Source organism: Acinetobacter sp. YH12137, from assembly GCF_013418535.1.
In the GTDB taxonomy this organism is placed as follows: Bacteria; Pseudomonadota; Gammaproteobacteria; order Pseudomonadales; family Moraxellaceae; genus Acinetobacter.
In genome coordinates this window covers 111,510-135,585 of the sequence record NZ_VPBW01000001.1, presented here as the reverse complement: position 1 = coordinate 135,585, position 24,076 = coordinate 111,510, and the positions used below count along the sequence as shown (strand labels likewise).

Here is a 24,076-nt window from a genome sequence, read left to right as displayed (position 1 = left end):
GCAAGAATTATCATTATTTATTTAAAAAATATGTAGATGAAAGTCTAATTATATATTGATCAGTTTTTTATAAGTTATTGTATTTAATATTTTATTTTTAAATTTTTAAATTTGTATTTTGCCTAAAACATCAGCAACATGAGTAAAAAATATTCATTAGACTTAAGTCTTGCAAGACTTTAGCAGCGCTTAATTTCAGCAAATTTTGTCTATTTTCTAAGCCTTAAAACCTAGAATACTTATTTCAAAAGAATTATTTTTCATTTATTTGTTGAAATATTTTTTATCAAACCTGGCACATTATTTGCTAATTCCCTCTGTTTCTTAGAAATACTTTTCTTTCGTTTCGAAGGCAGCCAGATTTCCTTTCTGCTCTTAAAAATAGAGAAGGATTCAGACTGGCAAAATCTGCGGTGAAAGAGACTCTAAAAAGGTATTTCAGTACAATCAGCTGGGCTTTTTTTCATCAGTTGCGTACACAAGTTATAGTAGTTATGGCATAATCCATATAATTTCATAATTTTATTTTCGGTATTTTTTTTATGAATCTGGAGCGGGTCGATCTTAATCTCCTCATTTATCTTGACGTACTTCTACGTGAAAAAAATGTCACGCGTGCTGCAGAACAACTTGGGGTAACCCAGCCTGCGATGAGTAACATTTTACGTCGCTTACGAAATTTATTTAATGATCCCCTCCTGATTCGCTCTTCTGAAGGTATGACCCCAACAGAACGTGCACTAGAACTCCAACCTCGTATCCGTGATGCCTTAGCGGATCTTTCCATGATTCTGGAACCGCGTACCGAGTTCCGTCCTTATACTTCAAACCGTGTCTTCCGCATCATGACTTCAGATTATGCTGAAGCCACACTGGTACCACGCCTGGTGAAAGCATTACGTTCAGAAGCACCGAATGTGGTTCTCGACTTCTTAACCCCAAGTGATGTGTCCTATCGTGACATGGAACAAGGTAAAGTTGATCTGGCGATTAACCGTTTTAATGAAATTCCGCAAAGCTTCCATCAGGTACTGGTTTGGCGTGACAGCTTTTCTTGCCTGTTAAATAACAAGCATCCGGCTGCGGGCAACCTGAATCTGAAAAGCTATCTGGATGCACAGCATATCTGGGTATCGAAAACCGGTATGGGCGTTGGCTTTGGGGTAAACCCTGAGAAACAGGCGGGTCTCGGCTGGATTGATCAGGCTCTTGAACGTATTGGCCAAAAACGTAAGATTTCGGTATTTACCCGTCATTATCAGATGCCTGGTCTTCTGGCTGCCAATGTCGATCTTGTAGCAACATTACCGACCCGTATTGCACGTCTGCAAGCCAAAAACCAGAACTTACTCATTAAAGATCCACCATTCTATATTCCTGAGTTTGAATTGAAGATGGCGTGGTGTCCTTTATTGCATCATCATCCCGCCCATCGCTGGTTACGTCAGCTGATTCTATATGTAGCCCGTCAGATGATCGAAGAAGAAAATCGTGAATTTTTAATGAATAATTCGCAATTTTCGCATTATTAAATTGAATATTAGCTAAATTGCTCATTTTTAAGCTTATACTCTAGAGACTTGAGTTGCTTTATTTGTACCTCAAGTCTTTTTTTGTGTTAAAAATATTTTTAGCTAGATCATATTAATCCACAGGTGGATTCGTGAGCCTCTTTCAAAACATCGTGATTATCTTATTACTCATCGCGGGGGCCGGTTTTTTATCATTAACAGAAATCGCGCTTGCAGGTGCCCGTAAGGTCAAATTGAAAATTTTGGCTGAATCGGGAGATATTCGCGCTCAAAAAGTTTTAGATTTACAAGAAAACTCTGCTGACTTTTTTGCAGCTTCCCAAATCGGTTTAAACGCCGTTGCCATTTTAGGCGGTATTTTAGGTGAAGGCGCCTTCCGCCCTTATATCATCAATTTACTTTCCAGATTTTATCAAGGTCCTTGGACTGAAACGATTGCATTCAGCCTGTCCTTCACCGCAGTTACTTCATTATTTATTCTGTTTGCGGACTTGATGCCGAAACGTCTGGCCATGATCGCTCCAGAAAAAATTTCTGTCTCGGTGATTAATCCGATTCAGGTATTTATCAAAATCTGTAAACCATTGGCTTGGTTCATCAATGCCATTGCGAACCTGTTGTTCCGCTTATTTAAAGTGAATACCATCCGAGACGACAATATTACCTTTGCGGATATTTCAGCGGTAATGGATGCGGGTGCTCAGGCAGGTGTATTACAGAAACAGGAACATCACTTTATTGAGAACGTGTTTGAGCTTGAAGAACGTAATGTTCCTTCCAGTATGACGACTCGCGAAAATGTGGTGTTCTTTACCTTGAAAGAATCAGAAGCCAGTATTCGTCAAAAACTGGCTGAATTTCCTTATTCCAAGTTTTTGGTCTGTAATGAAAATATCGACGATGTGATTGGATATGTCGACTCCAAAGATATTCTGGTTCGTATTCTGAATAATCAGTCTTTACTTCAGTTAAATGAAAATACCATCCGTACGGTTCTAACCATTCCAGATACACTGACTCTATCTGAATTACTGGATCGCTTCCGTTCAACCAAGGAAAAGTTCGCCGTCGTTATTAATGAATATGCCTTGGTCGTAGGTGTGATTACCCTTTCCGACATTATGATTACCGTGATGGGCGACTGGGTTACTCCCCTGGAAGAAGACCAGCAGATCATTAAGCGTGACAGCAATTCATGGTTGATTGATGGCAGTACGCCCATTGAAGACATCAAACATGCGCTGGAAATTGATGAAATGCCAGATGAAGAGAATTATGAAACTCTGGCTGGTTTTATGATGTTCAAGCTGCGCAAGATTCCACGTCCTGCAGATATTGTGCTACATGCGGGTTATAAGTTTGAAGTTGTCGATGTTGATCATTTCAAGATTGACCAGTTACTGGTTACACGTATGCTAGAAGTGAAAAAGCCACCGACAGAAGAATCAGAATAATCTGGTTCTTCTTCAATTTTTTTAAAACTCGAAAAACAATAATAATGAGACTTTTATGAATATTGCTGCGCTACTCGCCTGTCTGAGTTTTTATTCGGCCTTATATTTAATCTATTTCTTCTTTATGCAAGATCAACAGCCTGTATTTCTGATCCTAGCAATTGTGCTCATTTTACTTTCAATCTGGCTGACTCCCTATCCTTATGAGCGGCGTCGGCAAGGATTTGATTCGACTTTAAGAATAGGCGAATATTTTTATTATCCACTCATCACTTGGTGGCGGCTGTTTATCTTTCCTGTGCGTTGGCTGCTTTCCCTATTTTATTCTCATTAAAAAAGCACCCGAAGGTGCTTTTTTATATTCAATTCAGTTTAGATTTTTGATAAAAGTGCTTCAAGGACTGCCTGATAATGGATCTGGATATCTTCCTGCAAAATTTTGTAGGTATTATCAAATTGCACCATTGGCCAGCCTTCTTTCCAGAATGGGAAAATATTATGTAAGTCATGAGTGACGACCGCATCTTCACGTAGAATCGCCTGTGCAATCTGTGCCAGTACAAAGGCAGTTTCCGCACCATCAATTGCCAGGTAATCAACGCCACGCGCTTTTAAAATACGGATACGGTCTTTCTTATAGCGGATTTTTTTGATTTGGGCTTCATTCAGATTCAGGGCCAGAGAAACTGCTTCAACAAATTTTTCTTCAAATGACTGATTCAATACAACCAGCGCCTGTTTATGCGCTTCCTGACGACCCGCTTTACCACCCTGACGAATAACTTCTTTTGCTTCCGTATCTAGCTCATCATTCTTCATGGTTTGAAGGATGTCTAAAATTTCGATGTCGCTTAGCGTCGCAGGAGATTGATCAGTCATAAACTGTCCCTAAAAAATAAATATGCAATGGACTATTTTCGCATAAATCCTCACTAAAAAATTAAAATCTTTAGCTTCAACTCTAATAATTGCAAAATCCGGATCATCTCTATCATTCTGGCGTAAATTGGCTATAGTAGGCGGCAAGTTTCTTATTTACTTTTTATCATGCAAACCAAACAGATTGATCTTTTATTGCAGCAACTTAAACTGCTTTATCCCGCTGCCTTCAAAAGAAATTATCTGTTTTATGGCCAGATCAAGACCAAGGGTATTTTAAGTGATCTCAAGGAACTGATTCCCTGGGTGCTGGCTGCCATGATCTTTGTACCGATTAGCCTGGTTCTCAAAGATGTTTATTCCTCTAAGCTATCAACTGCCCCAGACTTTCAGGCGCAAGCTTATGCAATTCTGACTATTCTGTTATTTCTGATGCTGGTGGTTCCACTAGTGATCAAGCAGATCCGGCACTCTTCTCATTCCCTCTATCAGTTTTTAAGACATACACCGATTAAACTCACTGTAGTCATTGTGCTGGAAGCGCTGAATCTGGTTTTTCTACAAAGCAGTATGACCATGTGGATTCTATTCTTTTTCGGGATCAGTTTTGGTTTTGTACGGTTCTATAAAGAAAATATGTTCCGCCCTGCTACCAATAGCACTGAACAATATCAACTGCAGCAGTTACGTCGCATCTGTTTCTGGGCTTATCAACAAACCTGGAAACTACGTCTGAAATTATTTTTTCATTCCAAGCCGACCTCCCCAAATGAAGAATTGAAAAATCAGCTTCAGCACTATGCGGATTTACATACCCGCTTGTTTAAACTGGAACATGAGCAGTGCAAGAAGATTAAATACATCGATATCGATACTTATCTGGACGAGCACCTGTAAATGTTTTATGAATCACGGCCTGAAATAGAAAATTACATGACTTCTCACGCTTATCATCTAGCACTATGGATTTAATTTTTTAATTTAAACTACTGAATTGCTTGAAAATAAAGCAAACGTATTGAAATTTACTTGCCAAGCTTTATTTCGTCCTCTATTATTGCGCACATGCCCGAGTGGTGAAATCGGTAGACACAGGGGATTTAAAATCCCCCGCCCACAAAGCGTGCCAGTTCGAGTCTGGCCTCGGGCACCATTTTAATTCTGATTAGAATGGTGCAATGAAAATCTCCAGCATTCAGCTGGTTTTTTTATGCGTGATTATCACCAATAGAATGTGCCCTTCCCATGTCTGCATCCCGTTCTTTTGATCTAGCCAGATTGCAATTACGCCATCCTGATGCATTCTTTTGCAGCCTCAGCTATGGCCGTTATAAATATTTGAACCAGACCACTGATCTCTATCTGTATTTACGTATTGGTATTCTGATCATGATCACAGGATTTTGTTGCCTGTGCTTTTCGCTGCCGTTTTACCCTGACTTTGTGACTTCAAAATATCAGGCGCTTAGTGCAGGTACTATTGTAATGATCGGCATGCTCTATCCTTATATCTGGCGCGCCCAGTTTCAGGCGAAATACAGTTCTGTTCGCTATGCCAAGCGTTTGCAACTCTGCCTGTATATGCAAACCCTGATTGCGATTCTGTCATTTATAAATTATCAGTATTTTCACTCAGCATTTATTACCTTGCCTTGTTTGGCCCTGCTTGCTTTCAGTAGCCTCGTACCGGTTTTAGTTGAGCCCTGCTTTAGAGTTTCGACTCGCAGCACCCTATTGGTACGTTTGCAGAAAATCCGTCAGCTGGCTTACTGGTCTTATCAGCAATCGCAAAGCAAAGAGCCGGAACCGGTGCCTTATCAAAAAGATTTAAAACAGTATTATCTGGATTTGCATCATAGCTGCATGCTGGAAGAGCAGAAATTACTGGATGAAATTCATTATAAAAATTTAAAAGACGTATTTTCAGATTATTAAAAAAAAGCCCTGTTTAACAGGGCTTTTTTTACCATTCGCGATTAACGACCAGTTCTTCCATTTCAATATCAAACAGACCCTGCTCTTGCACGACCATCATCATGGCCTCGGCAATATAGTCTGCGGCAGTATCATCCAGAGAAGAGTCCAGATCTTCAAACTGTGGCTTCATGGCATTGATGTCTGCCACAGTCTCATGGGCCAGCTGATATACATCCTGATCTGATAAACCCGATTTAGATACTTTTGAAGCAAAACGTTCGATGTGTTGCTTGATTTCTGCAACCAGAATATCGGGATAATATTCATCATCGAACATGGGGAGAAGTAAATCTGCAAACATTACAGGCACTCTAAAAGATGACAATCTAACTTAAGCGTGCCTGTATAGCACATTGCTGTTTAAAAGCCAAACAGCTTGTGCTCCTATATGTCTTTCAGCCCAGATTTAGGCATTTTGCATAGCTTTCCAGATTTTGATGGCGTCTGCTGTTACCTTGACATCATGTGCTCGAACCATACAGGCACCTTGCTGAATGCTCAGCAAATGCGCCGCAGCCGAACCTACTGCACGTGCTTGTGGTTCTGCACCATTCAGAGCAGCACCAATAAAACGTTTGCGGGATAAAGCAGACAAAATCGGATAGCCCATTTCTGTCAATTTATAAAACTCTTGCAACAGCTTTAAATTTTGCTGGGCATTTTTTGCAAATCCAAAACCAGGATCAATCATGATATGTTCAGCTTTAACACCCACATCTAGAGCATCTTGAACCCGTTGTGACAGTTCCCGAATCACATCCTGAGTCACATCATCATACTGATCCAGATTATTCATCGTAGTCGGCTCACCACGCATATGCATGATGATCACCGGAATATTCAGTTCTGCTGCCGTCTCTAACGCTTGTGGACGAGTGAGCGCGCGTACATCATTCCAGATATGTGCGCCCGCTTTCACGGCTGCTTTAATCACTTCTGGCTGTGAAGTATCAATCGAGATGATCACATCATGCTTGGCCAGTTCTTCAACTACAGGCACAACACGACGGATTTCTTCTTCAACTTCCACGACTGATGCACCTGGACGTGTAGATTCACCACCCACATCAATTACGGTGGCACCATCAGCAATCATTTCCAGGGCTTTTACTACTGCCTGATCTTTCTGATTGTGCAGCCCCCCATCGCTAAAGGAATCCGGAGTCACATTTAAAATTCCCATCACATGCGGCTGAGACAAATCCAGTTTCAAATGACCGAAAGTCCAGATCTGTGGTCGTAGTGGCTTCAGCTGCATGGTTCAATCCTAGTTCACAATAACCCCGGTATTGTCTTATGGAAAGATCAATAAAGCAAAGCTCAATCTATTCAATAGCTAGATTTCAAAATAGTTCTTATTGGAATATTGCATCAGCTTGGATTGCAGTAACGCTTTTACATCAACCCATTCGCTTTTTAAAATACTATAGATATAACTATCTCTGAGTGTCACGCCATCTTTACGCAGCATATGACATCTAATGATGCCATCCTGTTTGGCACCCAGAGCTTCAATAGCTTTTTGACTTTTAAGATTCAGATGATCAGTCCGAAAGCCTACCACTTGAGCATTCAGCTCTTCAAATGCATGCTGCAACAAAAGATATTTACAGACCCGGTTTACATAGGTTCGTTGATAAGGTTTGGCATACCAGGTAAAGCCAATTTCAACGCGTGGAATTTCCGGCTTGATATCATGAAAGCTGGTGGTGCCGATTGCTCGGTCTGAAGTTAAATCAATCACGGCAAAAGCCATTCTTTCACCTTTGGACTGCTGTTCAAAAGCTTGGGTAAAGTAGTGTTTAAGTTTATGTAGGTAAGGTACCGAATTATATAACACTTCCCCCAAGTCCCCTTCGGCACATGCATTTTCTAAGTCTGCAAAATGTTCCCAGCTCAGTGGCTCCAAACGTAGCTGATAAATACTGGATTCCAGAACAAGTAAATTCATTCTTATTTTTACTCATTGATTTTTATAAATTGACTATAGCATTCAACTAGATATGACAAAACAATAGCCATAAAAAAACCACCCGAAGGTGGTTTTAATTGTTAACTTAGTTCGCTGGTAATGGCGGAGGAGTCATTGGACCATCAGTCGGTGTTACATCAATCACTGGATTGTCTGAAACATAAACTTTAGGTGGTTTTGGCTCACGACCTTCCATAATGTCACGAATCTGTTCACGATCAATTGTTTCCCACTCAAGCAGCGCTTTCACCATGGCATGGGCAATATCTTTGTTATTTTCAAGGATATCGCGTGCAACCTTGTATTGCTCATCAATGATGCGACGAACTTCCGCATCTACCTGTTGTTGGGTTGCCTCAGAAATCGTACGGGTACCAATGCTACCCATAAATGACTGTTGAGAGTCATCTTCATAGACCATGACGCCTAACTTGTCCGACATACCATATTTGGTCACCATTGCACGTGCCATTTTAGTTGCACGTTCAAAGTCATTCGAAGCACCAGTCGACATCTGGTTAATGAAGACTTCCTCTGCGATACGACCACCGAACAGGATTGAAAGTTCATTCAACATTTTGTCTTTATAATGGCTAGTCTGGTCAAATTCAGGCAACTGCCAGGTAACACCCAATGCCCAGCCACGCGGCATGATGGTAACTTTATGCACAGGGTCTGTACCTGGAAGCATTTCTGCCACAATCGCATGACCTGCTTCATGGTAAGCCGTAGCACGACGTTCTTCTTCACGAAGTACCATCGATTTACGTTCAGGACCCATGTACAGTTTATCTTTCGCATCTTCAAAGTCATGCATATCGACTGTGTTCTTGTTACGACGGGCAGCAAATAATGCCGCTTCGTTTACAAGATTCGCCAACTGTGCACCTGAGAAGCCTGGCGTACCACGAGCAAGAACTTTGACATCTACACCAGTAGTAGAAGGAAGTTTCTTCAAGTGTACATTCAGGATTTGCTCACGACCTTTAATATCTGGCAGACCTACCATTACTTGACGATCGAAACGACCTGGACGAAGTAAGGCTTTATCCAGTACGTCAGCACGGTTAGTTGCTGCGATGACGATAATGCCTTCATTGCCTTCGAAACCGTCCATCTCCACCAGCATCTGGTTCAAAGTCTGTTCACGTTCATCATGACCGCCACCTGTACCTGAACCACGATGACGACCGACTGCATCAATCTCATCAATGAAGATGATACATGGTGCATGTCGTTTTGCCTGTTCGAACATGTCACGTACACGAGATGCACCGACACCCACAAACATTTCAACGAAGTCAGAACCTGAGATACTAAAGAATGGAACTTTTGCTTCACCTGCAATGGCTTTAGCCAGCAAGGTTTTACCTGTACCTGGAGGACCCACCATCAGGACGCCTTTAGGAATAGTCGCACCCAATCGTTTGAATTTTGCAGGATCTTTTAGGAAGTCAACAATTTCGACTACTTCCTGTTTTGCTTCATCACAACCCGCCACATCAGTAAATGTTACTTTGATCTGGTCTTCAGATAGCATTTTCGCTTTAGATTTACCAAAGCTCATTGGGCCATTCTTGCCGCCTGCACCGCCACCCATGTTGCGCATAAAGAACATGAATAACAAAATGATTAGAAGCACAGGGAAACTTGCAATCAGCAATTGCATGAGCAAGCCTTGACGTTGAGGCGCTTCACCTTCAACGACCACATTATTTTTAATCAGGCTTGGCATCAGTTCTGGGTCTTGAACTGCCGGGCGAATGCTTTCAAACTCTGAACCGTTTGATTTTTCACCGCGAATTCTTTCGCCATCAATTGTAACTTGTTTAATTTGGCCAGCATTGACCGCGGCAACGAACTCCGAATAGTTCATTGTAGTCGGTTGATTGCGGTCACTGACGTTGCTGAAGATTAACACCAGCACACCCAGTATCACGAGCCACAATACGGCATTCTTAAAAAGATCGCTCAAAGCTTTATTTCCCATTCCAATCTAATTTGATCATGCCCTCGAAGGGTGACCTTAATCAATAAGCTGCAAATCAATTTGCAATAATGTAAAAACCTACAAAATGCACAATTTTTAACGTGTTGGCAAGTAAACTTTATTTCAAAGCCTTCTTGCGCCCCTGTCCGACCAGAAACACTTCTTTCGAACGGGCACGTGATGCAGCAGGTTTAATCGTCTTCAATACATCAAAACTGTTGACGACTTCTTTACGAAATTCATCAAAACCTGAACCCTGGAATACTTTCACTACAAACTGTCCTTTCGGGCCGAGTACCTTGTTGGCAAAATCCAGAGCAAGTTCACATAAATAAATCTGACGTGGTTGATCTACAGCTCTATTACCTGATGTATTGGGGGCCATATCTGAAATTACAACGTCTACTGTGCGTCCGTTTAAAATATTTAACAATTTATCGAATACTTCTTGTTCACGGAAATCGCCCTGCAAGAAAGTCACATCAGGTAGCGCATCCATTTCCAAGATGTCTGATGCAATCACCAGACCTTTATCACCGACCAGTTTTCCGGCAATCTGGGACCAGCTTCCTGGGGCAGCACCCAGGTCCACTACAGTCATGCCGGGTTTGATAATGCCGTATTTTTCCTGAATTTCTAGCAACTTGTACGCAGCACGGGCACGATAACCTTCTTTTTGTGCTTTTTTCACATAAAAGTCATCAAGATGCTCTCTCATCCACGCACGACTACTTTTAGATAACTTTTGGTTGGTAATGCGTGTTGCCATAACTCTCTAAATAAAAAAAACTTCTAATGATTCATTGTACGGGAAAAACACATTTTTTGCAGTATACATGTGTATCTAAATCTGAGTATTCCGGTGTAATTTGCGATTATTTACAAGTGATTATTTCCTGAGAATTTACAGCGTTTATTTTTCGCTTTTGCTATACTAAGCCGTTTTAAAAATCAGGTTATCTCTCATGGCGTCTTTATCTATTCAGGAACGTAAGCGTTTACGTCAAATTGGACATGCATTAAACCCGGTTGTAATGCTTGGTGACAAAGGCTTAACCGAATCTGTAGTTGAAGAGCTAAATCGTGCCCTTAATGATCACGAACTCATTAAAGTAAAAGTGGTGGCTGAAGACCGTGAAGCACGTGCAGCACTCATTGCTGAACTTTCAGAAACTACAGGTGCTGAAGTGGTACAAACTATTGGTAAAATTGCGCTGCTTTACAAGAAAGCACCAAAGCAAAACCAGAAGTTATCCAATCTTGTCCGTTTTGCCCATCTTTCTAACTAAGTACAGGATTTATGGCCAGTTACGAACTCAGCGCATTTGATCGCCGTTTTCAGGCAATCTCATTGGTCGGTGCCATCGAACAGCAAAATCCATGCAGCTTGAATGTCGGATTTTGGTTGCGTGATCCCAACCAATACGTGCTGTGGCCAGAAATGGTTACTGCACATCCCCGTCGTGATTTTTTGTGGGAACAGACCTGCTTTGAAATCTTTATCGGGGTTCAGGGTGAAGATTATTATCGCGAAATCAATCTCTCCCCTTCTCAGGCCTGGCAAGCCTATCAGTTTGAGGAATATCGCTATCCGGAAGATATGCCGCCACCTGCTGCATACGATATCGAACTGGATCAGCTTAAACGCACCCATTATGGTCTGAATGTCAGTCTGGATCTGACCGAGTTTATGGTTGAGCATAAACTTAAATGGGCAGACCTGTTTATTGGTCTGACAGCAGTATTAAAAACCTCACAAGGTGATCAATACTTTGCGATGCAGCACAGCAGCCCAGAAGCAGACTTCCACAATAAACGGGATTGGCTGCATGTCTTTTAATGCAGATTAAAAGCATTTGCTGGATAACAAAGATATTAAAAAACGTGAGCATTAAAGTCTCACGTTTTTTTATGGGCTTTTCCGGCTCATCCGCTCAAAGTTCGCTGTTATAGCTTGAAGAAAATATTTTTCTGTATTTTCTCTACGTAGATTCAGGTCAATATTAAATTGAAATAATTAGCCTGCTCTCAACACTTAGGGCTGGCTATTTTGATAATGATTTAAACGTTATTTAAGCTGATAGACTAAGAGTTCATTTTAATTGTTTTCGACATTTTAGTGATGTAAGCGGTAATTGTCCTGCACTGATTTTACCGCGGCATAAAAAATTACAGTTAACGTGAAGATGATCAGGATAATCGTTCCAAAAGTTAGTCCAAAGAATCCCAGACATAACATCATCACACCGAGATAAAGTGCACGCATCAACCAACTTTCCAGATTAAGCATCATAATCAGCGTCAGTAAACAAAGTACACCTACAAAATAATGCTGCTGCATCGTGACCCCCTTTCATTATTATTGTGAGTCCGTTTTGCCTCAAAAAGACAAAGGAGAACGTATCCAGTTCTCCTTTCATGCAATTTAAGTCAGCGTCTTCCCTTAACTCTTCAGCTCAGGGCTTTTTTCTGAACTTTCAGCTTTTACCATGGGTTTGACCTTTTTTAGAACTTCAATGGTACTGTCTTTTGAGCGCTTGAATGTACCAGTCAGATGCTCTTTATGTTTGGTCGAGATCTGGCTGACATCTTCTTTCAGTTCCTTACCCATATTGGATAAGTCTTCAATGACTGCAGTAAATTCGGTTTTGATAAAGCTGGTTAATTCAGTCAGTTCTTTTTGCGAACCAAATAACTGCTCTTTCAAAGTATCGATCCGTTGCAACAGATCCTGTTTTAACTGACGTAACTGCTCCTGCACAGTATCACCCAGCTGTTTCGCTTCGACTTCAAGTTTCTCTTTGCTTTCTTCGATGGTTTCCACCACCTGTTCTTTGGCTTCAGCTGCTACTTTTTCAAGCTGTTCAGTCGTTTCTGAAACCACAGTATTGATTTTTTTCTTGGATTGGGAAGATTTCGCTGCTGTAGTCATGTGTCTTATTCCTATAGTTATATTACGACTCATCCATATTAGTAGTTTTGATAAAAATTAAGATTTGATTTGTTAGACAATTCTTAATTGCTTACATTTTTTTACGTTGTTCGTAAAACAGACTTTCAAGCAAAAAGCAAGCCATTTATCTCATACTTTTGCTGTAAAGCTATTGGACTTGGGGGGTGGTTCTGCGTATAATGCCGTGTTAAGTTCAAGCGAGCAGACATAGGAGGGTAGGTTTAAAAATTAACCTTCCTTTTTTTTCGTCTACTCGCTTTTTTACAGCCTAAATTTCAGGAGCTTTGGTTTGAGCACCCCAGCAATTTTAGCCCTTGCCGACGGAACTATCTTTAAAGGTACTTCAATTGGCGCATCGGGTTGTACGACTGGTGAAGTCGTTTTCAACACTGCCATGACTGGCTATCAAGAAATTTTGACTGATCCTAGTTATGCACAGCAGCTTGTAACGCTGACTTACCCACATATCGGTAACACAGGTTGCAACGAAGAAGACGCTGAATCAGGTCGTATTCATAAAGTATGGGCAAACGGTTTAATTATCCGTGACCTTCCTTTACTACATAGTAACTTCCGTGCGAATCAATCACTCGGTGATTATTTAAAACAGCACAATGTAGTTGCCATTGCTGACATCGACACGCGACGATTAACTCGAATTTTGCGTGATAAAGGTGCACAAAACGGTTGTATCCTTGCGGGTGAAAACATCACTGAAGAAGAAGCAGTCGAAAAAGCACGTGCATTCGGTGGTTTAAGTGGTTTAGACCTTGCGAAAGAATGCTGTGATCCGACCGGTTTCGAATGGACTGAAGGCTCATGGGCACTTGGCAAAGGCTTTACTCAACCTGAACTTAAATTCCATGTGGTTGCATACGACTACGGTGTCAAAACCAACATCTTGCGTATGCTCGCAGACCGCGGCTGTAAATTGACTGTGGTGCCTGCACAAACTCCTGCTGAAAAAGTACTTGCGTTAAATCCAGATGGCGTATTCCTGTCAAATGGTCCTGGCGATCCAGCTGCATGTGACTACGCAATTGAAGCTGTAAAAACAATTGTTGAAACAACTGAAATTCCAGTATTTGGTATCTGCTTAGGTCACCAGATTCTTGCTCTTGCATCGGGTGCTAAAACGGTAAAAATGCCGCACGGTCACCATGGCGCTAACCATCCTGTACAGAACATCGAAACTGGTACAGTGATGATTACTTCTCAAAACCACGGCTTCGCAGTGGATGAAAGCACCTTGCCTGCGGTATTGCGTGTGACTCATCGCTCACTGTTTGATGGTACAAACCAAGGTATCCATCGTACAGACAAACCTGCGTTCAGCTTCCAGGGTCACCCTGAAGCAAGCCCTGGTCCACATGACTGCGCACCATTGTTCGATCATTTCATCGAACTTATCGAAGCATCTAAGAAGTAATTAAGGAAGCATCATGGCTAAACGTACTGACATTAAAAGCATCTTGATCATTGGTGCTGGTCCGATCGTCATCGGTCAAGCATGTGAGTTTGACTACTCAGGTGCTCAAGCATGTAAAGCGCTTCGTGAAGAAGGCTACCGCGTTATTCTGGTGAACTCTAACCCAGCGACCATTATGACCGACCCTGCAATGGCAGATGCGACGTATATCGAACCGATTACCTGGCAGACTGTTGCAGCAATTATTGAAAAAGAACGTCCAGATGCTGTGCTTCCAACGATGGGTGGCCAGACTGCACTGAACTGTGCCCTTGCACTGGATGCCAACGGTATTCTTGAAAAATACAACGTTGAACTGATCGGCGCGACCAAAGAAGCGATCGAAAAAGCAGAAGACCGTAAACTGTTTGACGAAGCAATGCGTAAAATTGGTCTGGAATGTCCAAAAGCGGCTATTGCTGAATCTATGGAAGAAGCACTTGAGATTCAAGCGCGCTTCGGTTTCCCTGTGATTATCCGTCCATCATTTACGATGGGTGGTTCAGGCGGTGGTATTGCTTACAACCGTGAAGAATTCCTGGAAATCTGTGAACGCGGTTTCGACCTCTCTCCTACTCACCAATTATTGATCGATGAATCATTGATTGGCTGGAAAGAGTACGAGATGGAAGTTGTTCGTGACAAAAACGACAACTGTATCATTGTATGTGCGATCGAAAACTTTGACCCAATGGGCGTACACACCGGTGACTCGATCACTGTTGCGCCTGCACAAACACTGACTGATAAAGAATACCAGTTGATGCGTAATGCATCTTTAGCAGTTCTTCGTGAAATCGGTGTTGAAACGGGTGGTTCTAACGTTCAGTTCGGTATTAACCCGAAAGATGGTCGTATGGTAATCATCGAGATGAACCCACGTGTATCGCGTTCATCTGCACTGGCATCTAAAGCGACTGGTTTCCCGATTGCGAAAATCGCAGCGAAACTGGCTGTTGGTTATACCCTTGATGAGCTGAAAAACGACATCACTGGCGGTACAACTCCAGCATCGTTCGAACCAGCAATTGACTACGTTGTTACCAAGATTCCACGTTTCAACTTCGAAAAATTCCCGCAAGCTGATGCGACACTAACTACACAGATGAAATCTGTAGGTGAAGTTATGGCGATTGGTCGTAACTTCCAGGAGTCTGTGAACAAAGCACTTCGCGGTCTTGAAGTTGGTGCAACTGGTTTTGATGAAAAAATCGAAGTGGGTACTGAAGGTGCGCGCGAGAAGATTCTTCAAGAACTTAAAGTTCCAGGTCCAGAACGTATCTGGTATGTGGCTGATGCATTCCGTCACGGTTTCACGCTTGATGAAGTATTTGCGGCAACCAATATTGACCGCTGGTTCCTGATCCAGATCGAAGACATCGTTAAAACTGAAGAACAAATCAAATCTTTAGGTTTTGGTGATCTTAACGCTGACAATATCCGTTCATTTAAACGTAAAGGTTTATCTGACCACCGTATTGCCAACCTGATGGGTATTTCACAAAAACAATTCCGTAAGCACCGTTGGAATCTGGGCGTAACTCCAGTCTACAAACGTGTGGATACATGTGCAGCAGAGTTTGAATCTGATACAGCGTACATGTACTCAACTTACGATGAAGAGTGTGAATCTAATCCGTCTAACCGTGACAAAATCATGGTGATTGGTGGCGGTCCTAACCGTATTGGTCAAGGTATCGAATTCGATTACTGCTGTGTACATGCTGCCCTGGCAATGCGTGATGACGGTTATGAAACCATCATGGTGAACTGTAACCCTGAAACGGTTTCAACTGACTATGACACGTCTGATCGTCTGTACTTCGAACCGATTACACTTGAAGACGTTCTTGAAATCGTACGTACTGAAAAGCCGAAAGGTATTATCGTTCAGTACGGCGGTCAGACTCCACTGAAACTGGCTCGTGCTTTGGAAGAAGCTGGTGCGCCAATTATCGGTACATCTCCAGATGCGATTGACCGTGCAGAAGACCGTGAACGTTTCCAACAAATGATTCAACGTCTGCAACTTCGTCAACCTAATAACAGCATCGTAAAATCTGCTGAAGAAGGTATGGCAGAAGCAGCTAAAGTGGGTTATCCACTGGTTGTACGTCCTTCATACGTACTCGGTGGTCGCGCGATGGAAATCGTGTATAACGACGAAGAATTAAAACGCTACTTACGTGATGCTGTACAAGCATCGAATGAAGCGCCTGTTCTTCTGGATCACTTCCTTGATGATGCGATTGAAGTTGACGTGGACTGCGTATCTGACGGTAAAGACGTGGTGATCGGCGGTATTATGCAGCACATTGAACAAGCCGGTATTCACTCTGGTGACTCTGCATGTTCGATTCCTCCATATTCATTGTCTGAAGACGTGCAAAACGAAATGCGTCGTCAAACCATCGCTATGGCTAAAGAGCTTGGCGTTGTAGGCTTGATGAACGTTCAGTTTGCAGTTAAAGGTGATGATGTTTACATTCTGGAAGTGAACCCTCGTGCTTCTCGTACGGTTCCGTTCGTTTCTAAATGTATCGGTGAATCTTTAGCAAAAGTAGCTGCACGTTGTATGGCTGGCCAATCTCTTGAGTCTCAAGGCTTTACCAAAGAGATTATCCCTGCTCACTTCTCTGTGAAAGAAGCAGTATTCCCATTCAACAAGTTCCCTGGTGTTGACCCGATCCTTGGCCCTGAAATGAAATCTACAGGCGAAGTGATGGGTGTTGGTAAAACATTTGGTGAAGCGTTCTATAAAGCTGTTCTAGGCTCTAACGATCGTTTACCTGGTCTGCCAACTGAAGGCGAAGTGAAGCATGCATTTATCTCTGTACGTGATTCTGATAAACCACGTGCGGTAGGTATTGCAAAACAGCTTGCTGACTTCGGCTTCAAGATTCTTGCGACTGGCGGCACATACGATGTGATTAAAGCTGCAGGTATTGAATGTGAACGTGTAAATAAAGTAACCGAAGGCCGTCCAAACATTGTAGACCGCTTGAAAAATGGTGAAATTCACCTCATTATCAATACCACTGAAGGTAAACAAGCTCAGCAGGATTCATTCTCAATCCGTCGCTCTGCGCTTCAAGGTAAGGTATACCATACCACTACCCTGAATGGTGCTGATGCTGTATGCCAAGCTTTAGCAATTAAATTGCCGATGGATGTATATCGTTTGCAAGATTTAACAGTAGGTTAATTCGTTACTGAGAAGTCCCGTCACCTTCTCGGTGGCGGGCTTTTTTTCATTTATAGACTTTCATTTTTATTACTGAGGGACAACTATGCAACGTTATCCTATGACTCCCGAAGGCAAACTTGCCTTAGAGAAAGAATTACACCAACTGAAAACTGTGGATCGTCCACGTATTACTGCAGCGATTGCAGAGGCACGTGAGCATGGGGATTTAAAAGAAAACGCAGAATATCATGCAGCACGTGAGCAGCAAGGTTTCTGTGAAGGCCGTATTCAGGACATCGAAGGTAAACTGGGCGCTTGCCAGGTGATTGATGTTAAAGAACTGGAACAAAACGGTCGTGTAGTTTTTGGTGTCACTGTGACTATTGAGAATCTAGACACTGAAGAGCGCAAAACTTACAAAATCGTGGGTGATGACGAAGCAGACTTTAAGATTAACAAGATCTCTGTGAACTCTCCGATCGCGCGTGGACTGCTGGGTAAAAACGAAGGCGACGATGTGAAAATCGTGACTCCACAAGGTGAAGTTGAATACGAAATCGTAAGCGTTGAATATATCTAATATTAAATAGATATTTTAGGCTGTAAGACCCCTCAGATGAGGGGTTTTTTATTGATACTAGAAATTTCTATCGGCTTTATTTTAAGAAGCCAGATGCCAAGGCTTCAAATGCCTGTAAAGCCTGAGGTAAGACCTGTGCAGGATCCTCACTAGAAGCGACCCATAGTGCTGCATTCATTGCTGCACCATTTAGCAAGACTGCCGCAGTAAGTGCATCGACTGGTTTTAATCTACTTTCAGCCAGTAACTGTTCTACACATTCACGTGTCGACTGCAGGCATTTATTTTGACTTGGCCAATGTGCGGGGTCCCCTAATACTGCCGGACCATCACGTAGCACAATCCGTTGGAACTCAGCATTTAAAGCATGTTCGATATAGGTACGCCCTTCAAGCATCAATCCCTCCCATAGATCATCAGGCTGCTCCAGATGTTGCCCGGCATATTCAGCCATTTCTGAATCAATCTGATCGACCACGGCAGCAAATAAGCCCTTTTTATCACCAAAATGATGGTATAGCGCACCCCGGGTTAGCCCTGCTTCTGCCGTGAGCTTATCCATGGAAGTGTCCGCATAACCGTATTCAGCAAATGCACGACGTGCGACTTCTATGAGTTTTTTGCGGGTTTCCGCCATTTTTTGTTCACGTACAGACATATGTTGTTTCCATCAGCATTGTGAAAAATTTTAATTGACATACGCATCGTATGTCAATTATGTTTACATACGAAGCGTATGTGAAGATTTGAACTGCTTTCTAAAATACGTATAAATTAAATATTGAGCGAGGATTATCATGGCTAGAACTGCAATATTTCCCCAAGATCGCCATGCCCTGTATGAACAGCATGGTTATTCTGCTGCCATCAAATCAGAAGATTTATTATTTGTTTCTGGTCAGGTTGGTAGCCGTGAAGATGGCAGTCCTGAACCTGACTTTGAGAAACAGGTAGAACGTGCTTTTGAAAACTTGGCTGCTACATTGGCAGCGGCTGGTTGTACTTTCGATGATATTGTCGATGTCACGACTTTTCACACCGATCCTGAACAGCAATTTGAAAGCATTATGAAAGTTAAAAACCAGATTTTTATGCAAAAGCCCTATCCAAATTGGACCGCTGTAGGCGTGACTTGGCTAGCGGGGTTTGACTTCGAAATCAAAGTCATTGCTCGTATTCCTCAATCCGCTAAGGCCATATAAAACTTAATCCTGATCAGGCCAGTTGTTGAATGGGATTGTTCTCCAGCTTAAAGATCAATTCGCTATAATGGCGTATTCCTTATTTTTGTATCCCGGTTATGGCTGAAAAGTTGATTAATTCCCCTGTGAACCATTGGTGTGAGTTCGAATTCATCTCGAAAACGGTGAAGAATCCAAATATTCATATTAAGGGCAATTACAGTTATTACTCAGCCTATTGGGATCAAGGTTTTGAGCGTTGTGTGGTGCGTTATCTGCATGATAAGCCAGCTACACCAGAGAAGCCGATTGACCAGCTTTATATCGGCAATTTCGTCTGTTTTGGCGCAGAATGCGTGATTATGATGGGTGGTAACCAGTTACACCGAACAGACTGGATTTCTGCGTTTCCATTCGATACACGTAGTTTTGTGCCTGCAGGTGATACAGTCATTGGAGATGGCTGCTGGATTGGCTCACGTGCCATGATTATGCAAGGTGTAAAGCTCGGTGAAGGTGCTGTGGTGGCAACAGGTGCTGTCGTCACAAAAGATGTGCCACCTTATGCGATTGTCGGTGGTGTGCCTGCGAAAATTATTAAATATCGCTTCCCTGAAGAAGATATTAAGAAACTACTTTCTCTAAAGCTCTATGACATGGATGAAAAGCAGTTTTTAAAAATGCGTGAGCAGTTGCAAACGGATGATGTTAGATCACTGCTACATGCCTTTACTGCGCTTGAATAAAAGGGATTAACGCCAAACTCCGCTGTTTATATTCGTCGATTTTATTATTCTTAAGCCAGTTTATATTCAAATAACTTAAACGCCATTCATAATAAGCCAATCCTACATCTCTATAGCTGATCTTAAGTACGGTCTCCTTCTGATCATCACAATAATTATTCTTTTTATCTTTCATATCTTTGTAGCAGGAAAGTCGATTCTGGTATTCGTAAAAAGGTAAATGCTCGAAGACCAGTTTTGTCTTTCCTTTTGGAAGTAATTGAATAAACTGTGCATTCTGTTCACCTGCATCATTTGAAACCCAGCCATGAATTAAGGCAATAGCATAACTATGCCGATTGAGTGGGTATAAGGCAGGATATATAAATTCTATACCACTCTTATCCTCTTCAAGCGCATAAACCTGTTGATACCTGGTTAGATCCCAATAATCAACGATTTGATACTTTCCAAGATGTTTTGAAAGCTGAATCATTTGTAAATTTTCATTAATTAAATAATATTTTTCAGCTTCAGCAATTTTAACTACCCAAAGTTTTGCACCACTCTCATCACAACTAAGTTTTATTTTCTGACAAATTGATCGTATTTCTGCTTTGGAAATACTTTTTTCTTTAAAAGGAAGTGACTTAATTGAATCTGCAGCAAAAACAGGTAAAGCAATAAAGAAAATCAGAGTTGATAGCATTAAATTTTTAATCATCATACATATTCTTGTTATTTGTTTTATTTTAACTATTGTAAGGCTTTTTAGATTTTCCACCAACATCATCATCAAATATCAGACATAAAAAAACCCACTCAATCGGAGTGGGTTTTTTCAGAATATGGTGGCTATGACGAGACTTGAACTTGTGACCCCCGCATTATGAGTGCGGTGCTCTAACCAACTGAGCTACATAGCCTTAAACTGTGCGCGCATTATGAGTTTTTCTAAAAAAAACGTCAAGCCCATATTGCGCTGATTGATCAAAATTTGGTGAAGTGAGCCGATAAGCCGGGTTCTGTCGAGAACGATCATTCCTCTAGGCGTACAATCACTCATACGCTCAAGCGACCTACCCGGATCCAGCATGGGCCATGCCTAAAGGATCCCTATTTGGTCTTGCTTCCGGTGGGGTTTACCATGCCATGAACTGTTACCAGTCATGCGGTGCGCTCTTACCGCACCCTTTCACCCTTACCTCCGATTCCGATTGCTCAGAACCATAATGAAGGCGGTCTACTCTCTGCTGCACTTTCCGTCGGCTCACGCCGCCCAGGCGTTACCTGGCACCTTGCCCTATGAAGCCCGGACTTTCCTCCCCTGCTTCAATCACGGAGATCTCCACAGCAGCGATCGTCTGGCTCACTTCGAGCCGCATAGTATCAAATATACGAACTATTTGCTTGATGTTTTTTGAGCAGTCAGTTTTTCATACTTGGCTTGCAGCTGTTCCTGGGTCTCGGCATGATTCGGATCAAGCGGGATACAGTCCACAGGACAGAACAACTGGCACTGCGGTTTGTCATGATGTCCCACACATTCTGTACACAGATTCGGGTTAATTTCATAGATAACTTCACCCATGAAAATCGCCTCATTCGGGCATACAGGTTCACAGACATCACAGTTGATGCATTCATCGGTGATATATAAAGACACTCTACCAACCTTGTTGAAGTTTACGCTCGAAGGCAGCAACCACGTTTGGCGGAACAAACTTGGTCACATCCCCTCGTAAGCGGGCAATTTCACGCACCAATGTGGATGAAATAAAGGAATACTGTTCTGAAGGCGTTAAAAACACCGCTTCAAATTGTGAATCCAGCTGGCGGTTCATATTCGCCAACTGAAATTCATACTCAAAATCTGACACGGCACGCAGACCACGCAGGACTGCAGTGGCTTTCTGCTCGCGGAAGAAGTTCACCAGCAGACCGTCAAATCCTACAAATTCAACATTGTTCAAATGGCTCAATGACGCTTGGGCCAGCTCAACTCGTTCTTCCAGACTAAATACCGGGTTCTTGTGATGACCGATCGCAATTGCAACCACAACTTCATCAAACATCTTTGCTGCACGACTCACCAGGTCAATATGACCATTGGTGATCGGATCAAAGGTCCCCGGATAAATTACACGAGTTTTAGTCATCCATTTGTACTCTGTTTATTGTGTAAGTTTCTATTTTAACAAAATCTTGATTTTTTGGCGAAGAAACTCCATCAATTTAAAAACTTCAACTCAATTAAAGTTGCGGTACAATAGCAGCAAGTTTGGAAGTATCAGATTATGGCGAAAGCAAGTATTGTAGTTAAAAAAAATAACGGCGGAACGATTGCGCTAAACAAACGTGCCCGTCACGATTATTTTATTGAAGAAAAATTTGAAGCTGGACTTTCATTACAAGGCTGGGAAGTAAAATCCTTGCGTGCGGGTCGTATGACCATTGTAGAAAGCTATATCACCTTTAAAAATGGCGAGGCTTTCCTGTTTGGTGCCCAGATTCAGCCACTCTTGAGCGCTTCTACCCATGTTGTGCCTGAAGCGACGCGTACCCGTAAACTATTGCTGAATCGCCGTGAAATTGAAAAACTTCTGGGAGCAATTAACCAGAAGGGCTATTCATGCGTACCATTGGCGTGTTACTGGAAAGGTCCAAATGCCAAGCTGGAAATTGCCTTGGTGAAAGGCAAACAGCTGCATGACAAGCGTGCCACTGAAAAAGACCGCGACTGGCAACGCGATAAAGCGCGTATTTTCCATAAATAATGCCAGCAATAAAAAAACCTCCAATTGATGGAGGTTTTTTTTATGGATCGAATTAGGCTTTCAGATTCAGACGGGCCAGTGTCAAGGCAATATATTCACCAAACCAGATCGCGGTTTGTAAATCCCCTTCCGGTGGTGTCACTTCAACAGGCGCATTATCAGATTGGGTCATGAGACCCAGAAAGCTCGACATACGATTCAGATCGGTAGTGGCACGACCTGTCGGCATTAACGGTAGACCTGACCACAACATGCCATGTTGCATCGCAAACAGATTAATCTGCTGCAATACCGCCAGCTTGTCGCCGCTGAGACCGCCGCCATTGGTAAAAGCTGCTGCCAGCTTGCCCTGCCATGCACGCGCCAGCCAGCGTTTCGAAGACTGTTCCATAAACAGCTTCATCGCCGAAGTCAGACTACCCATATAAGTTGGACAGCCAAAAATAATCGCATCTGCGGCGTCTAGCACCTCCCAGTCTATATGTTCGACATTCATCATATGCACCTGAACACCGGTTTCCCGTGCACCATCGGCAATAAAATTTGCCACTTTAGCCGTGTGTCCATAAGGACTGTGATAAACAATCGCAACAGATTGGGAAGATAGGGACATAATACTTAAAAACCAAGAATTTCAGTCAAGTTTAACATTTTCAAGCCATAAACACGAATGTTGCCATGCGTCCGGTCTTGGCTTCACGGCGATAAGAGAAGTATTCATCTGCCTGACGGTAAGAGCACTGATCACCCCCCAGCACGGTTTTGATACCATGTTGATTCAGGATATAACGGGCAATTGCATACAGATCGGCATAGTGCTTGCCTGCCTGCTCTCCTGCCTGAAATGCACTGTCCAGTTCAGGATATTTGGAACAGAAAGCTGCTTTTACTTCTGCGCCAATTTCAAAACACGGCTGACTAATCGCTGCACCGAGCCATGCCCAGGTCGGCTGAGTCTGCATGGCAGTAACTGTATTTTCCACAATCCCACCTGCCAGCCCGCGCCAGCCTGCATGTAAATTGGCAACTTCTGTGCCATCTGTATTTCCCAGTATCACAGGTAAACAGTCTGCGGTCATCATCATCAAGGCGTGCGCTTTGCGCTGCGTAACCAGACCATCACCGATCAGCGCCTCAAATGGCATCTGCTCATTGATGGTATGACAAATCGTGCTATGGGTTTGGGTCATCCAGGTGATTTTATCCACGCCAAAAGGCTGGAAGTCTTTTAGCAACTGGATGCGGTGTTTTTGCACACGCGCCGGATTGTCATTGACATGCAATGCCAGATTAAAGCCCGCCAGTTCTGGCTGGGCTGAAGGCTGTACCTGTTCATGATGAACACGGGTCTGACCCACATAAACGCCTTGAGGCAAACCTTGTACAAATTGCATGTCGCTT

Annotated in this window: 27 protein-coding genes, 2 tRNA genes and 1 other RNA gene; 14 read left to right on the top strand and 16 right to left on the bottom strand. The window is 42.6% G+C overall.

Annotated elements, in window-relative coordinates; all coding sequences use genetic code 11:
- Positions 1–542: 542 nt before the first annotated feature.
- The 3 genes from FTU72_RS00710 (at position 543) to FTU72_RS00700 (ending at position 3,320) form a co-directional block, all read left to right on the top strand.
- On the top strand, positions 543–1,532 hold the full coding sequence (locus FTU72_RS00710; protein ID WP_004784775.1) for a LysR family transcriptional regulator: 990 nt from the start codon (positions 543–545) through the stop codon (positions 1,530–1,532).
- 131 nt (positions 1,533–1,663) lie between these two features.
- Entirely contained in the window at positions 1,664–2,986 is a 1,323-nt protein-coding gene (locus FTU72_RS00705) for a hemolysin family protein (RefSeq protein ID WP_004784777.1), read from the top strand.
- A 55-nt stretch (positions 2,987–3,041) separates the two neighbouring features.
- On the top strand, positions 3,042–3,320 hold the full coding sequence (locus FTU72_RS00700) for a hypothetical protein (protein ID WP_180052295.1): 279 nt from the start codon (positions 3,042–3,044) through the stop codon (positions 3,318–3,320).
- 38 nt (positions 3,321–3,358) lie between these two features.
- On the opposite strand, the gene FTU72_RS00695 is transcribed toward FTU72_RS00700, so the two are convergent.
- Positions 3,359–3,865 (bottom strand): hypothetical protein, encoded by a 507-nt coding sequence (locus FTU72_RS00695; protein WP_159123480.1) that lies wholly within the window; start codon positions 3,863–3,865, stop codon positions 3,359–3,361.
- Between the two features lie 168 nt (positions 3,866–4,033).
- Between FTU72_RS00695 and FTU72_RS00690 the strand changes: the two genes are divergently transcribed.
- From FTU72_RS00690 to FTU72_RS00680, 3 genes are all read left to right on the top strand, one after another.
- Complete coding sequence (locus FTU72_RS00690) at positions 4,034–4,762, top strand: hypothetical protein (RefSeq protein WP_159123479.1); 729 nt, start codon at positions 4,034–4,036, stop codon at positions 4,760–4,762.
- A 170-nt stretch (positions 4,763–4,932) separates the two neighbouring features.
- A tRNA-Leu gene (locus tag FTU72_RS00685) sits at positions 4,933–5,018 on the top strand.
- Between the two features lie 92 nt (positions 5,019–5,110).
- The gene (locus FTU72_RS00680; protein WP_005236809.1) at positions 5,111–5,800 is read left to right on the top strand and encodes a hypothetical protein; all 690 of its coding nucleotides are present in this window, start codon (positions 5,111–5,113) and stop codon (positions 5,798–5,800) included.
- 28 nt (positions 5,801–5,828) lie between these two features.
- Here the strand turns inward: FTU72_RS00680 and FTU72_RS00675 are convergent, their stop codons facing one another.
- The 5 genes from FTU72_RS00675 to rlmE all read right to left on the bottom strand — a co-directional run bounded on the left by FTU72_RS00675 (position 5,829) and on the right by rlmE (position 10,573).
- Positions 5,829–6,143 carry a DUF5713 family protein gene (locus FTU72_RS00675; RefSeq protein ID WP_125278212.1) on the bottom strand — a complete coding sequence of 105 codons (315 nt, stop codon included), beginning with the start codon at positions 6,141–6,143 and terminating at the stop codon, positions 5,829–5,831.
- 105 nt (positions 6,144–6,248) lie between these two features.
- Positions 6,249–7,100 (bottom strand): dihydropteroate synthase, encoded by an 852-nt coding sequence (gene folP / locus FTU72_RS00670; RefSeq protein WP_005236811.1) that lies wholly within the window; start codon positions 7,098–7,100, stop codon positions 6,249–6,251.
- Between the two features lie 78 nt (positions 7,101–7,178).
- Entirely contained in the window at positions 7,179–7,793 is a 615-nt protein-coding gene (locus tag FTU72_RS00665; RefSeq protein ID WP_159123477.1) for a GNAT family N-acetyltransferase, read from the bottom strand.
- A gap of 106 nt (positions 7,794–7,899) precedes the next feature.
- Positions 7,900–9,789: an ATP-dependent zinc metalloprotease FtsH gene (ftsH, locus tag FTU72_RS00660; protein WP_034170205.1), complete on the bottom strand. Its 1,890-nt coding sequence runs from the start codon at positions 9,787–9,789 to the stop codon at positions 7,900–7,902.
- Between the two features lie 133 nt (positions 9,790–9,922).
- On the bottom strand, positions 9,923–10,573 hold the full coding sequence (gene rlmE / locus FTU72_RS00655; protein ID WP_004784794.1) for a 23S rRNA (uridine(2552)-2'-O)-methyltransferase RlmE: 651 nt from the start codon (positions 10,571–10,573) through the stop codon (positions 9,923–9,925).
- Positions 10,574–10,769: 196 nt separating this feature from the next.
- On the opposite strand from rlmE, the gene yhbY reads away from it, so the two are divergent.
- Together yhbY and FTU72_RS00645 are read left to right on the top strand one after the other, a co-directional pair.
- Positions 10,770–11,093: a ribosome assembly RNA-binding protein YhbY gene (gene yhbY, locus FTU72_RS00650; RefSeq protein WP_004784797.1), complete on the top strand. Its 324-nt coding sequence runs from the start codon at positions 10,770–10,772 to the stop codon at positions 11,091–11,093.
- Between the two features lie 11 nt (positions 11,094–11,104).
- Positions 11,105–11,644: a DOMON-like domain-containing protein gene (locus tag FTU72_RS00645; protein WP_180052296.1), complete on the top strand. Its 540-nt coding sequence runs from the start codon at positions 11,105–11,107 to the stop codon at positions 11,642–11,644.
- Between the two features lie 276 nt (positions 11,645–11,920).
- On the opposite strand, the gene FTU72_RS00640 is transcribed toward FTU72_RS00645, so the two are convergent.
- A complete protein-coding gene (locus FTU72_RS00640; RefSeq protein ID WP_159123475.1) occupies positions 11,921–12,145 on the bottom strand; it encodes a hypothetical protein in 225 nt (74 codons plus the stop codon).
- Between the two features lie 102 nt (positions 12,146–12,247).
- Complete coding sequence (locus FTU72_RS00635) at positions 12,248–12,736, bottom strand: hypothetical protein (protein ID WP_004784804.1); 489 nt, start codon at positions 12,734–12,736, stop codon at positions 12,248–12,250.
- A gap of 310 nt (positions 12,737–13,046) precedes the next feature.
- Here FTU72_RS00635 and carA point away from each other — a divergent pair, with 310 nt between their 5' ends.
- The 3 genes from carA to greA all read left to right on the top strand — a co-directional run bounded on the left by carA (position 13,047) and on the right by greA (position 17,992).
- A complete protein-coding gene (carA, locus tag FTU72_RS00630) occupies positions 13,047–14,186 on the top strand; it encodes a glutamine-hydrolyzing carbamoyl-phosphate synthase small subunit (protein ID WP_005236823.1) in 1,140 nt (379 codons plus the stop codon).
- A 13-nt stretch (positions 14,187–14,199) separates the two neighbouring features.
- Positions 14,200–17,430, top strand: coding sequence for a carbamoyl-phosphate synthase large subunit (carB, locus tag FTU72_RS00625; protein WP_159123473.1), 3,231 nt, complete (start codon positions 14,200–14,202; stop codon positions 17,428–17,430).
- Between the two features lie 85 nt (positions 17,431–17,515).
- The gene (gene greA, locus FTU72_RS00620) at positions 17,516–17,992 is read left to right on the top strand and encodes a transcription elongation factor GreA (protein WP_005236827.1); all 477 of its coding nucleotides are present in this window, start codon (positions 17,516–17,518) and stop codon (positions 17,990–17,992) included.
- 76 nt (positions 17,993–18,068) lie between these two features.
- On the opposite strand, the gene FTU72_RS00615 is transcribed toward greA, so the two are convergent.
- Positions 18,069–18,650, bottom strand: a complete 582-nt coding sequence (locus tag FTU72_RS00615; protein WP_159123472.1) for a TetR/AcrR family transcriptional regulator — start codon at positions 18,648–18,650, stop codon at positions 18,069–18,071.
- 139 nt (positions 18,651–18,789) lie between these two features.
- Between FTU72_RS00615 and FTU72_RS00610 the strand changes: the two genes are divergently transcribed.
- Complete coding sequence (locus tag FTU72_RS00610) at positions 18,790–19,194, top strand: RidA family protein (protein ID WP_159123471.1); 405 nt, start codon at positions 18,790–18,792, stop codon at positions 19,192–19,194.
- Positions 19,195–19,292: 98 nt separating this feature from the next.
- Positions 19,293–19,919: a CatB-related O-acetyltransferase gene (locus tag FTU72_RS00605; protein ID WP_180052297.1), complete on the top strand. Its 627-nt coding sequence runs from the start codon at positions 19,293–19,295 to the stop codon at positions 19,917–19,919.
- Here the strand turns inward: FTU72_RS00605 and FTU72_RS00600 are convergent.
- From FTU72_RS00600 to coaD, 5 genes are all read right to left on the bottom strand, one after another.
- Positions 19,903–20,694 carry a hypothetical protein gene (locus FTU72_RS00600; RefSeq protein ID WP_252720837.1) on the bottom strand — a complete coding sequence of 264 codons (792 nt, stop codon included), beginning with the start codon at positions 20,692–20,694 and terminating at the stop codon, positions 19,903–19,905. The two genes, FTU72_RS00605 and FTU72_RS00600, sit on opposite strands and share 17 nt — an antisense overlap.
- Before the next feature lie 53 nt (positions 20,695–20,747).
- A tRNA-Met gene (locus tag FTU72_RS00595) sits at positions 20,748–20,824 on the bottom strand.
- 72 nt (positions 20,825–20,896) lie between these two features.
- Positions 20,897–21,274: RNase P RNA component class A (gene rnpB, locus FTU72_RS00590), an RNA gene on the bottom strand.
- A 26-nt stretch (positions 21,275–21,300) separates the two neighbouring features.
- Positions 21,301–21,564 carry a YfhL family 4Fe-4S dicluster ferredoxin gene (locus tag FTU72_RS00585; protein WP_180052298.1) on the bottom strand — a complete coding sequence of 88 codons (264 nt, stop codon included), beginning with the start codon at positions 21,562–21,564 and terminating at the stop codon, positions 21,301–21,303.
- 1 nt (position 21,565) lies between these two features.
- Positions 21,566–22,057 carry a pantetheine-phosphate adenylyltransferase gene (coaD, locus tag FTU72_RS00580; RefSeq protein ID WP_099338491.1) on the bottom strand — a complete coding sequence of 164 codons (492 nt, stop codon included), beginning with the start codon at positions 22,055–22,057 and terminating at the stop codon, positions 21,566–21,568.
- Positions 22,058–22,195: 138 nt separating this feature from the next.
- On the opposite strand from coaD, the gene smpB reads away from it, so the two are divergent.
- Positions 22,196–22,675, top strand: a complete 480-nt coding sequence (gene smpB, locus FTU72_RS00575; RefSeq protein WP_180052299.1) for an SsrA-binding protein SmpB — start codon at positions 22,196–22,198, stop codon at positions 22,673–22,675.
- Positions 22,676–22,727: 52 nt separating this feature from the next.
- Here smpB and FTU72_RS00570 read toward each other — a convergent pair whose 3' ends face one another.
- Together FTU72_RS00570 and pgeF are read right to left on the bottom strand one after the other, a co-directional pair.
- Positions 22,728–23,288 (bottom strand): flavodoxin family protein, encoded by a 561-nt coding sequence (locus tag FTU72_RS00570; protein WP_180052300.1) that lies wholly within the window; start codon positions 23,286–23,288, stop codon positions 22,728–22,730.
- A gap of 40 nt (positions 23,289–23,328) precedes the next feature.
- On the bottom strand, positions 23,329–24,069 hold the full coding sequence (pgeF, locus tag FTU72_RS00565; RefSeq protein WP_180052301.1) for a peptidoglycan editing factor PgeF: 741 nt from the start codon (positions 24,067–24,069) through the stop codon (positions 23,329–23,331).
- Between the last annotated feature and the right edge of the window lie 7 nt (positions 24,070–24,076).

Excerpts from the sequence above, each read along its gene's own strand:
- FTU72_RS00710 (WP_004784775.1), top strand. The coding sequence starts at position 543 with ATGAATCTGGAGCGGGTCGATCTTAATCTCCTCATTTATCTTGACGTA.
- FTU72_RS00700 (WP_180052295.1), top strand. The coding sequence starts at position 3,042 with ATGAATATTGCTGCGCTACTCGCCTGTCTGAGTTTTTATTCGGCCTTA.
- FTU72_RS00695 (WP_159123480.1), bottom strand. The coding sequence starts at position 3,865 with ATGACTGATCAATCTCCTGCGACGCTAAGCGACATCGAAATTTTAGAC.
- FTU72_RS00690 (WP_159123479.1), top strand. The coding sequence starts at position 4,034 with ATGCAAACCAAACAGATTGATCTTTTATTGCAGCAACTTAAACTGCTT.
- FTU72_RS00680 (WP_005236809.1), top strand. The coding sequence starts at position 5,111 with ATGTCTGCATCCCGTTCTTTTGATCTAGCCAGATTGCAATTACGCCAT.
- FTU72_RS00675 (WP_125278212.1), bottom strand. The coding sequence starts at position 6,143 with ATGTTTGCAGATTTACTTCTCCCCATGTTCGATGATGAATATTATCCC.
- folP (WP_005236811.1), bottom strand. The coding sequence starts at position 7,100 with ATGCAGCTGAAGCCACTACGACCACAGATCTGGACTTTCGGTCATTTG.
- FTU72_RS00665 (WP_159123477.1), bottom strand. The coding sequence starts at position 7,793 with ATGAATTTACTTGTTCTGGAATCCAGTATTTATCAGCTACGTTTGGAG.
- rlmE (WP_004784794.1), bottom strand. The coding sequence starts at position 10,573 with ATGGCAACACGCATTACCAACCAAAAGTTATCTAAAAGTAGTCGTGCG.
- yhbY (WP_004784797.1), top strand. The coding sequence starts at position 10,770 with ATGGCGTCTTTATCTATTCAGGAACGTAAGCGTTTACGTCAAATTGGA.
- FTU72_RS00645 (WP_180052296.1), top strand. The coding sequence starts at position 11,105 with ATGGCCAGTTACGAACTCAGCGCATTTGATCGCCGTTTTCAGGCAATC.
- FTU72_RS00640 (WP_159123475.1), bottom strand. The coding sequence starts at position 12,145 with ATGCAGCAGCATTATTTTGTAGGTGTACTTTGTTTACTGACGCTGATT.
- FTU72_RS00635 (WP_004784804.1), bottom strand. The coding sequence starts at position 12,736 with ATGACTACAGCAGCGAAATCTTCCCAATCCAAGAAAAAAATCAATACT.
- carB (WP_159123473.1), top strand. The coding sequence starts at position 14,200 with ATGGCTAAACGTACTGACATTAAAAGCATCTTGATCATTGGTGCTGGT.
- greA (WP_005236827.1), top strand. The coding sequence starts at position 17,516 with ATGCAACGTTATCCTATGACTCCCGAAGGCAAACTTGCCTTAGAGAAA.
- FTU72_RS00615 (WP_159123472.1), bottom strand. The coding sequence starts at position 18,650 with ATGTCTGTACGTGAACAAAAAATGGCGGAAACCCGCAAAAAACTCATA.
- FTU72_RS00610 (WP_159123471.1), top strand. The coding sequence starts at position 18,790 with ATGGCTAGAACTGCAATATTTCCCCAAGATCGCCATGCCCTGTATGAA.
- FTU72_RS00605 (WP_180052297.1), top strand. The coding sequence starts at position 19,293 with ATGGCTGAAAAGTTGATTAATTCCCCTGTGAACCATTGGTGTGAGTTC.
- FTU72_RS00600 (WP_252720837.1), bottom strand. The coding sequence starts at position 20,694 with ATGATGATGTTGGTGGAAAATCTAAAAAGCCTTACAATAGTTAAAATA.
- coaD (WP_099338491.1), bottom strand. The coding sequence starts at position 22,057 with ATGACTAAAACTCGTGTAATTTATCCGGGGACCTTTGATCCGATCACC.
- smpB (WP_180052299.1), top strand. The coding sequence starts at position 22,196 with ATGGCGAAAGCAAGTATTGTAGTTAAAAAAAATAACGGCGGAACGATT.
- FTU72_RS00570 (WP_180052300.1), bottom strand. The coding sequence starts at position 23,288 with ATGTCCCTATCTTCCCAATCTGTTGCGATTGTTTATCACAGTCCTTAT.
- pgeF (WP_180052301.1), bottom strand. The coding sequence starts at position 24,069 with ATGCAATTTGTACAAGGTTTGCCTCAAGGCGTTTATGTGGGTCAGACC.